The organism is uncultured Brachyspira sp., from assembly GCF_934747485.1.
Taxonomy (GTDB): domain Bacteria; phylum Spirochaetota; class Brachyspiria; order Brachyspirales; family Brachyspiraceae; genus Brachyspira.
The window spans coordinates 1-9909 of record NZ_CAKVGN010000090.1 but is presented as its reverse complement, the minus strand read 5'-3'; the positions used below and the strand labels follow the sequence as shown (position 1 = coordinate 9909).

The window sequence follows — 9909 nt, the reverse complement described above, 5'->3', positions numbered from 1 at the left end:
CCTAAAGTTGAAAAACAATTGGAAATTATATATAATTTAGCAAAAAAGGAGCTTTTTTAGTTATCTAGGACAGCCCCTAATTTTTTAAATTTAAATAATATTGTATTAAACAAGGAACTATATTATTTATGAAAAATATAATAAAAAAAATTTTAATATTTTTATCTATCTTTATTTTTATATATTCTTGCAAAAATAATGCAGGTGTAAATAAATATCAAGGCACATATAGAGGAAGTGTTAATACAACACTCGTTTCAGAAAAACAATTAATTGTTAACACCGCTACAGTAACAGTATATGAAAATAATTCAATTAATGTAATAATGGAAGGCGAAAATATTTGTGATAAAAATGTAAATATAGTAAATGAAGAATTGACTAAAGTAAATGATGATTCATATAATGCACAAAAAGATGGAAATAATTATGTATTTGATTTTAATAAAGATTATTTATCATTAACTATTACCAATACTGATAACACTATAACAGAAGGAAAGCTTTCAAAAGTTCAATAAGCTTTTTAAAAATTATTGAATTTTATTTTACCATCTTCAAATAAAAATCCGTAAATAGAGTCATTAAACATATTAATTCCTCTTAATTTATTAAAATCATCAGTGCCCAAATATTCTTTGCTGAAGTTTTGCGATACAAACGGATTAGTTTTAATGATAAAATAAAGCCCATTATCCATACCTGTATATATCACTCTTCCATTATCAGACATACCAACAGCAAGAGCATTATCTCTTGATGGGAGCTTATAAGCCTCTTTTAAAGCAAAATTATCCAGAGATGATGTAAATATTATATCTTCTTTATGCTTGCCGTTTTCTATACTCATAGTAAGAATGGCTAAAACTTCCTTTTCTGTTATATATTTACAGTCAACTATTTCTCTATAAGACATTGTAGCTTCATCTGTAGTTTCTACATTGTCTAAAATATATCTATTTTCTTTTGCCCCAGTGTTAATATTGTATACATCTAATATAGGCATTCTTTTGTCATCTCTTTTTAATACAGCAAATTTATCATCTTTTAAATAAATTAGTTTTATCACCTTTTCATATTCATTATCTATTATAGATGATATGCTGTATAATGTTTTTCCTTCGGGAGATATTTTATTTAAAGAAACAAGTCCTACTTTTGTATAATTAGTGTTAGTTACCTGTATAATATAAGTTTTTATATCAGGCACATCATTACCTTCAACAGAAGGACCTTCTGAAGGAAGAGACATTAATACATTCGTAATTGTAATATCTCCAATATATGCTAAATTGTATCCTGTTATATATATATTATTATTATTGTCTATGAAAGATATTTTAGAAGTTTCAAGACTTTTATATTCCAAATTAAAAGAATTAACATTGCTTCCGTTAGCTATAACCATCTTAGAATTAGAAACATCTATAGCATAAACAGTATTATCTTTAATATAATAAAAATCACCAAAATAATACTCTCCATTAACCTCATATATTTTTGGACTATTTAAATCCACTATTTCATCTTTATACACATAAATATCTTTTCCAAGCGTAAGTTCTGTAACAGTTTTTGCAGGAGCAATAGGAGGTTTAGGCAGACATGCCAATATTGAAATAGATAAAACAATCATTAGAAAAATTATTTTCTTCATAAATAAAACATAATCCTCATAAAGCTTTAGTAAGTTCATCTAAAGTTAAAGTAGAAGTACCCCTCTTTCCAACCACAACACCTGCAGCAGTATTAGCAATTTCAGATGCCTCTTTAAAAGAAAAACCAACAGAAAGACACATTCCAAGTACCGATATAACAGTGTCCCCCGCACCAGAAACATCAAATACACTTTTAGCCTTAGTGGGTATTATATAAACTTCATCTTTAAATGTTTGTATATCTTTATCAAATAATGCCATACCATTGGCACCAAGTGTAATCATAAGTTTCGATAAACCTAATTTTTTTACTATATCATTGCCTAATTTATTTATAGAATCTGTATTAAAATTATAAAAAGGTATTTTACTGTCAGAGCCTTCCACAGCTTCTTTTAAGTTTGGAGTCATTAAAGTAGCCTTTTTATAATAAGAAAAATGTTTTATGGCAGGATCAACTAATACTTGTATATTGTTTTTGTTGCAAGTGTCTATTATTTTTTTTGCTATTTCTTTAGTGATAACCCCTTTGGCATAATCGCTTATAATAACAACATTATATTCTTTTAATCTGTCTAAAAAAGCATTTTCTATTTTTTTATAAATGTCTTTGGAATATGGTTCTACATTTTCTTCATCTATTCTCACTATTTGCTGAGTGCCTGCAACTATTCTCGTTTTTGTTATAGTAGTTCTTGTATCATCTACTATTATGCCCGCATTAGATATATTCCAATTATGCATACTTTCTATAATTGTTTCAGCAGATTTATCGTTACCTATAACTCCAATAATTCCTATATCGCCTCTTCCTTCCATATTTAGTAATGAAGCAATATTTCTTGCCACATTTCCAGCACCGCCCAAATAATTTTCTTCATGATTAACGTGCAAAACAGGAACAGGTGCTTCCGGAGATATTCTCATAACATCACCATAAGTAAATCTGTCCAACATTAAATCGCCGATTACTAATACTCTTGCTTTGACAATATCTTTTATTTTCATATATAAAATATCCTAATAATTATAATAATAATAATAATGAATATTATAAACAAAATAAATAAATTTGTAAATGATGAAAAAACATATATATTAACTATCTTGTCTTGTATATTCTGCTTCATCTAAATGCTTAGGAGCTTTCTCAGAAATATCTCTCTTTTCTTTAGAATAAAAATATTCCGTACCAGATATTTTATTTGTAATATATTTTCTTATACTAGATATATATATTGTAACGCCAGGGAAAAAACCTTCCATAGCAGTGATTGTGCTGTTTGATAATCTTTCAAACTCTTCAGACATTTCATTTCTTTTTTGTTCTAAATCTTTAGTTTCTTTTATGATATCAGTAATTCTTTTTAATATTCCTTTTATGGCATCTCTTTTCTCTGGAGCTATTCTTGCGATAAATGATTTAGGGTCTCTAAAATATTCAGAACCTAATAAAGATTTAATTTTATTAATCTCTTCTTTATTAGTTTTTAGAGTATTTGTAATCTCTTTAAATAAAGCATCAGCTTCAGGGTCTCTTCCAACCATTATAGTAGTTTTAGACTCACTTATAGCCCCAATACTTTTAGCCCAAACGCCATTCATTGCCTTGATGGAGCCTCCAATTATAACGCCTTTGCCTTCTAATGCTATTACTCTATTGCTTGTTGAAATATCCGAATTAACTATCTGCTGACTTATAACATCATCTTTACACATAATCTTAGCATTTCTTATAAAAGAAGAATAAATTTTTCCTTTTATATTAATATCGCTGTCAGGCCCGCCAATAATACCTCCGGAAACTATTAAATTACCTCCGCAATCTATTTTGGCATCTTCTATGTTACCATAAACTTCTATATTTCCTTCTGTCTTTATACTAAAACCCGGAGTAACATTTTCTTTGATAATAACTGAGCCATCAACCTCTATATTTCCAGTAGATAAATCAACCTTATCTATCTCAACAGTATCACTAACTGATAAAGTGTTATTGCTGCTGTTTACAAGTATACCCCTAATAGCACTTCGTATAGTAATGCCGTCATCATCAACTTTAAGATTATTACCAATCTTATAACAAGTATCCTCATCAAAATTGGCACTCATCACTTCATTATATATATCAAGTCCATCAACAGCAGGCTTCTCTGGAATAAAATGTGCTATTTGAATATTAGCATCTATATTATGTACAAAACTCCTCTCTTTAAAATCTATAGAACCATCTTCAGACTTTTTTCCTGTTCCTATAGATAAATCATAATCTAAAACAACCTTCTGAACATTACCATCAACAGGCTTTCTTCCTTCAACAAATACGCAGCAAACTCCCTCATTATTTTTAAAATTGCGTTCTACAAGTTCAGTAATTTTATCATAATCAACCATAAGCTTTATAGGTATTTCAGAAATCATCATCTGTATCTCTTCAAGAGTAAGCTGCCTCTTTGCATCTTTCTGCGGAGGAAGCACTAATACGCCTCTCCATTTATAAGAAACATTAATAACAGGAATAATCGATACAGATTTTACGCCATTATATGATACATAACCATAAGTAGTGCTTCTGTATACTCCTGTCATTTTATCAAATTTTACATTCTTTCCGGCTTTTATACCTTCTCTTTTTGATATCGATTTTAATACCTGCACTCCGGGTACAACATAATATTTTAAAAGTTCATCATATAAACTTTGATCATCGCTATTAGAATCAACAACTTTGTCATATACTTCTCTTATGTCAATAGAATCATCAAAAGCAAATTCATAATTACTCTTATCAATATTAAGATTACTATTAGTCATTTTTATCTCCTTATTATTAAATTACTTTTTGCATAAGAAAAGCATAACATCGCCTTTATTAAATTTTTTCACAAATTTATCAAAAAACTTTTTTATTATTTTATTAGAGTTTTTCTCTATAGGTATACTTCCCCAAGAAAAATCACTTATTATATTAAACCCAACTTGTTTTAAATAATTAGAAAGTACAGGTTTTGAAAATAACCATAAATGCTGAGGCATAACAGCTCTCCAATTAGCACCATATTTTTTTGCAAACATTCCATCAGCATTTGGAGTAGTAATTGCTAAATAACCTCCTTTAGCAAGTATTCTGTAAATCTCTTTTAAAGTATCAGCAGGATTCGGTACATGTTCTATAACATGAGAAAAGTGTATAAAAGAAAAATAATCATCAGGAAAACCAATATCTATAAGAGGCTTTTCATAAATATTTAAATTATAATGTTTTCTTGCATACTCTGCAGAAGCTGAACAAATCTCTATACCTGTAGTATTATAACCTTTACTTTTTAGATAATTAAGAGTCATACCAGTAGCACAGCCTATATCTAATACATTTTTATTTGGAAGTTCATTTTCTATTCTTTCAAAACCTATGTCTTTTAGAGCAAGCTGTATTAATGCAAAAAAATTATCATGATTAGCTACTTCATATTCAAAGTAGTTATCATCGTATATAGCATCTATTTCTTCTTGAGTGATAATAGGGTCTTGAAAGATGAGTCCGCAATTTGAACATTTACTATAACTTACTAAATCGGTTTTTATATAGGGCTGATATTCATTGCTATGACAAAATTCACATTTTCGTTTTTCCACAGTATACCTCTTCCATTCTAAAATCGGAAATAAATTATAATTCTTTAGTAATTAAGAATTTTTATATAAATAATATAGTAAAGTGATTACATTTTGTCAATTTTTTTGTTTTTAGTTTTGTTGTTTGAGGAGGTTTTTCCCAACTGATACGCATATTCTGTAATACTGATGCTCTTTTGGCAATTAAATTGAGCATTTTAGGTATAACTCAAAAATTTATATTTTATTTAGATACAATTTGCTAATAATGTATTTTCAAATATAAAAGTTTAATTGATTGCATTTATAAAAAATTTATAAATTTAATACCTGTTTTTACAATTTTTCCGCATAAAAGTAAAACAAACTTAAAAACATATACAAATAGTTAAATATATACTGAAAATATTACTCTGTCTTATTATTAACAGTTAATATAATTTCTGTATTTATTGTTATAACTTCATTAGCATTAGGAACTTGAGACAATACTACATTATTATCATAATCTGAATTATTATCATCAACTTTCGGAAGTATTTTAACATTAGGCATTTTTGAAATAATATCATTGGATATTATACTAACAGCTTCGTCATATGTTTTTCCTATAAGCTCAGGCATTTTTACTAAAGTCTGCTCTGGCACATTTACAACCAAATAAACTGTTCTTCCTCTTTTTACTCTCATTCCGCCTTTAGGCTCTTGGCTTACTATTGTGCCTAATGGATAATCTTTGAAATAATGTGATTGTATATTTAAATTCATATCTTCTTTGGCGAGTATATTAAAAGCTTCAAAAGCCTCAACTCCCTGTACATCAGGAAGCACAAAAGACTCTCCTCCAGCTTTTACTACTATAAAAACAACAACAGAAACTATTATTCCCTGTAAAACAAATAAAAATATAGCAAAAATTATTAGCCTTTTTATCACTAAAAGAGATTTATCTTCTGTCAATATTCCCTTAGGAAGTATTTTATTCATAAACTTCTTTATATAAGCATTATAAAAATTATTAACCTTAGACTTAATTTTTTTAAATAACTCTTTCATAAATATAATTATTACTCCATTTATTTTATATCAATTAAAATATTCATTTATATTTAATTTATTGCCGCATAAAAACTCTTTTACGCTTTGTCTTTTTTTGCCTTCTCTCTGAAGCTCTTTTATAATATATATTCCATATAATGCCTGAACATGTATGCCTTCATTATCAACATGAACTATCTTACCAAAATCATTGCTGTTATTTTTGCTTTCTTTATATTCGCTTTTAAAAACCTTTATAGAAACATCATTATAATAACAATAAGCAACAGGCCAGCGTACAAAGGCTTTAGTCATATTATGAAGCTCTAAAGCAGTTTTATTAAAATATAGCCTTCCATCTTCTTTTTTTATTTTGGTACAATAAGTAGCTTTGCTGTCATCTTGTTTTTTTAGATTATGTATGTATTTATTAGCATCATCGAAGAACTCTTTTAAGATGTAAACTCCGCTTTTTTTAATTTGCTCATAAAGTTCGTTAAATTGCCAACTACTGTCTATATCAAACTCATCTTGCAATATAACATCGCCTTCATCAAGCTTATAATCCATCTTTTGTAATGTAGTGCCTGTTTTGTCAAATCCATAAAGCAAAGCATGTTCAACAGGGCTTGCACCTCTTAATATAGGCAAAAGTGAACCGTGAATATTCATAGGCATTATTTTGGGTATAGACAATGTTCTTTTTGAAAGTATTTTTCCATAAGCTACAACTATAAAAAAATCAGCATTAAAATCAACTAATGTATTATAAAAATCGTCGCTGTTAATATTTTCTGGTTTCAATAAATTAAGATTATTTTCTAATGCTGTAACTGTTACAGGGTTTGGGATAATATTTCCTTTTCTATCTTTTTTTGTGTCTATTGTAGAGATTACTGCTGATATATTTACATTATTCATTTTCATTAATTGTAAGATACAATCTGATGTAAAATCTGTAGAACCGGCTATTATTACATTATACATGGGGTTTATTATATCTGTAATATGCTTAAAAGTCAATTATAATAGAAATGAAGAAAATATTTTTATAATTGTGTTTTTATTTTATTGTTTTATAATAAATTTATGAAACCTAATTAAGAGGAATGTTTATGATTAAATATGTTTTTACACTAACAATATTAATATCTAATTTGCTTTTTTGCTATAATCAAAATTTCAAGGTTGGAGAGTATATTAAATATGATGTTTTAGCACAGGTGCCGGAGTTTAATATAAGCGGAAAGGTTGGGGTGCTTGAAGCTAAAGTATTAGCAATTAGTAATGTAGACGGTGTACCTGCTTACCATTTATATGCTCATGTATATAGTACAGGGGCAGCTAATTTTGTTTATAAAGTAAGCGATGTATTTGAGGCTTGGGTATCTACAAATGACTTTACTCCTTTGCTATTAACTAAAGATGCTAAAGAGGGTGATTGGACTAATTATGAAACTTTAAAATTTAATCATAAAGAACAATATTTTATTTATAATGATAAAAGAACAACTGATGAAAAAGTAAGTTATGATGGACTTGCTTTTGATGCTTTATCATTGGTATTTTTTATGAGGTTTGTTGATAAAAATATAGGTACTTTTAAGATTAATTGGCTTGAAGGTAAAAATGTAAAAAAGGATATTAGATTTATAATAGAAAACGGTGGAGAGTTAAAAACAAAATTGGAAAGAAATAAACTACAGACTGTTAGAGTATATGAAAATGGTAAATATGGTACAGATGCTTTAATAGCAAAAGATAAATATAATCAAGTGCCTTTAGATGTTATAATAGCAGAGCAAAAATTATATGGTCTTACTATTAGAGTGAGAGGTATTATAAGAGAGTATAAAGACGGAAAATGATATTAAAAAAAAACATAGACACTTTAAAACTAAATAAATATAACATAAATACTATAAAAAAAATTGAAAGTATTAATAATAATGATAGTTATGAAATAAAGTTTAATAAAAATAATTTAATAAGTGTATCATATAAAAATAAAGCTCTTACTTCTCTTTATGCACCTATGGAAGAAGCTAAAAGATTAATAGAGCAGTATATAAAAAATAATAATTCAGATTATATAGCTATATTTTTGTCTGTAGCTTCTTTTTATCATATAGATTATTTTTTGTCATTAAACACTAAAAATAAAGCTGTCATAATAGAAAAAGATATAGAGTTATTAAAACTTATACTTTCAAATATAGAAATAAAGAACGCTGATAGAATAATTATATTGTCAGAAGAAAATGATGTTTTATTCTTTTTTAATAACTTTATTAGAGAAGATAATGTTAAAAAACTTGTGGTTATAAGACATATAAGAGCTTCTAATATTAGCGAAGAAAACAAAAGCTATTATGATAATATTACAATACAATTGTCAAACATAATAAAAGAGAGATTAATGTCTCTCACATCTAATTACTATTTTGCTCCTATATGGGCAAGAAACATTATTTATAATATGCATTCTAATTATTCTATAGAAAGCTTTAAAAATTATTTGAATAAACACACACCGCTTCTTTTAGTGTCTGCAGGAGCTTCTATAGATAATTATATAGAAAAAATAAAAGAGCTATCAGAAACTCATTTTGTTTTGGCAGTATCTCATTCATTAAACACGCTTCTTAATAACAACATAAAACCCAATGCAGTAGTGTCCACAGACGGAGGCTTTTATTCTCTAATACATATATTAAGCCTTTTTAAGGAAGAGAATATATTGCTGTTTACAACTCATACATCATACCCAATAAACAGCATAAAAAAAGAAAGGAAGTTTTTTTTCTCGCATAATGAAAGCCTTGAAAAAATATTATACAATACACAAAATAATATTTATTTTCCTATGGAAGGAAGCGTTATAATGCCTGCTTTAAGAATAGCAGAGTTTTTGAATCCTAAATATATTCTTCTTGCAGGGTGCGATTTTTGTCATGTTGATGATAAGAGCCATTCAAAATATTCAAACGCAATAGCTTTAGATTTTATTACAAGCGATAAGATAAACACATTTGAAGCAAAAAAATATAAAAGATTAAATGATGATAACAAAATAAAATGCTTTGATGATTGTTTAAGAAATACTTCCTCTTCGCTTTTAAGTTATAAAACTCATTTTGAAAGTTTAGTTGCAGATTTATCAAAAAATATAGATTTTTTTACACTTACAAAAGAATCAGCAAAAATAAACAATGTAAATATATATGATGATATTAAAAACTATGATAAACAATTAAAAGATTATAAGTGTGTAGAAGAAAAACAAAACAAAGAACTATTAAAAAATAAATTAGAATTATTGATAAAAGCTATTAACTCTAATAACTTTAATAATTCTGATAATTTTGATATAGATGAAATATTAAATATGATTTCGCCTTGGCATAGAGATGCATTTATGGAAGGAAAAATAAAATATGATGAGTTAAAAGATTATATAAACAAATGGTATAATGATGTATATGATTTAATAGATTAAGTATAATTTATATAAATATCTTTTTTATGCACAGGAGCCAGACATATTGCAGTTAGGAATTCCTTAATTTCTTAAAGTATAGCATAGGTGTATCATAAT

The 9909-nt window shown here is 27.0% G+C and carries 9 protein-coding genes; 3 read left to right on the top strand and 6 right to left on the bottom strand.

Features of this window, described 5'->3' with window-relative positions:
* Positions 1-128 precede the first annotated feature (128 nt).
* Entirely contained in the window at positions 129-521 is a 393-nt protein-coding gene (locus Q0H31_RS12160; RefSeq protein WP_295298558.1) for a hypothetical protein, read from the top strand.
* A 5-nt stretch (positions 522-526) separates the two neighbouring features.
* On the opposite strand, the gene Q0H31_RS12155 is transcribed toward Q0H31_RS12160, so the two are convergent.
* The 6 genes from Q0H31_RS12155 to fmt form a co-directional block, all read right to left on the bottom strand.
* Positions 527-1657, bottom strand: coding sequence for a hypothetical protein (locus Q0H31_RS12155; RefSeq protein WP_295298556.1), 1131 nt, complete (start codon positions 1655-1657; stop codon positions 527-529).
* A gap of 16 nt (positions 1658-1673) precedes the next feature.
* Positions 1674-2666: a D-glycero-beta-D-manno-heptose-7-phosphate kinase gene (rfaE1, locus tag Q0H31_RS12150; RefSeq protein ID WP_295298554.1), complete on the bottom strand. Its 993-nt coding sequence runs from the start codon at positions 2664-2666 to the stop codon at positions 1674-1676.
* Positions 2667-2756: 90 nt separating this feature from the next.
* Positions 2757-4472, bottom strand: a complete 1716-nt coding sequence (locus Q0H31_RS12145) for a DUF342 domain-containing protein (protein WP_295298552.1) — start codon at positions 4470-4472, stop codon at positions 2757-2759.
* A 21-nt stretch (positions 4473-4493) separates the two neighbouring features.
* Entirely contained in the window at positions 4494-5294 is an 801-nt protein-coding gene (locus Q0H31_RS12140) for a class I SAM-dependent methyltransferase (protein ID WP_295298550.1), read from the bottom strand.
* A gap of 387 nt (positions 5295-5681) precedes the next feature.
* Positions 5682-6329, bottom strand: a complete 648-nt coding sequence (locus Q0H31_RS12135) for a PASTA domain-containing protein (RefSeq protein WP_295298549.1) — start codon at positions 6327-6329, stop codon at positions 5682-5684.
* Positions 6330-6359: 30 nt separating this feature from the next.
* On the bottom strand, positions 6360-7298 hold the full coding sequence (gene fmt, locus Q0H31_RS12130; protein WP_295298547.1) for a methionyl-tRNA formyltransferase: 939 nt from the start codon (positions 7296-7298) through the stop codon (positions 6360-6362).
* Positions 7299-7426: 128 nt separating this feature from the next.
* Here fmt and Q0H31_RS12125 point away from each other — a divergent pair, with 128 nt between their 5' ends.
* Both Q0H31_RS12125 and Q0H31_RS12120 read left to right on the top strand, forming a co-directional pair.
* Positions 7427-8179 carry a DUF3108 domain-containing protein gene (locus Q0H31_RS12125; RefSeq protein ID WP_295298546.1) on the top strand — a complete coding sequence of 251 codons (753 nt, stop codon included), beginning with the start codon at positions 7427-7429 and terminating at the stop codon, positions 8177-8179.
* On the top strand, positions 8176-9810 hold the full coding sequence (locus tag Q0H31_RS12120; RefSeq protein WP_295298544.1) for a 6-hydroxymethylpterin diphosphokinase MptE-like protein: 1635 nt from the start codon (positions 8176-8178) through the stop codon (positions 9808-9810). Before Q0H31_RS12125 ends, Q0H31_RS12120 begins: the two co-directional genes overlap by 4 nt.
* The last annotated feature ends 99 nt before the right edge of the window (positions 9811-9909 follow it).

Bases quoted from the DNA above. Each gene is read 5' to 3' on its own strand.
- Q0H31_RS12160 (WP_295298558.1), top strand. From the start codon at position 129: ATGAAAAATATAATAAAAAAAATTTTAATATTTTTATCTATCTTTATT.
- Q0H31_RS12155 (WP_295298556.1), bottom strand. From the start codon at position 1,657: ATGAAGAAAATAATTTTTCTAATGATTGTTTTATCTATTTCAATATTG.
- rfaE1 (WP_295298554.1), bottom strand. From the start codon at position 2,666: ATGAAAATAAAAGATATTGTCAAAGCAAGAGTATTAGTAATCGGCGAT.
- Q0H31_RS12145 (WP_295298552.1), bottom strand. From the start codon at position 4,472: ATGACTAATAGTAATCTTAATATTGATAAGAGTAATTATGAATTTGCT.
- Q0H31_RS12135 (WP_295298549.1), bottom strand. From the start codon at position 6,329: ATGAAAGAGTTATTTAAAAAAATTAAGTCTAAGGTTAATAATTTTTAT.
- fmt (WP_295298547.1), bottom strand. From the start codon at position 7,298: ATGTATAATGTAATAATAGCCGGTTCTACAGATTTTACATCAGATTGT.
- Q0H31_RS12125 (WP_295298546.1), top strand. From the start codon at position 7,427: ATGATTAAATATGTTTTTACACTAACAATATTAATATCTAATTTGCTT.
- Q0H31_RS12120 (WP_295298544.1), top strand. From the start codon at position 8,176: ATGATATTAAAAAAAAACATAGACACTTTAAAACTAAATAAATATAAC.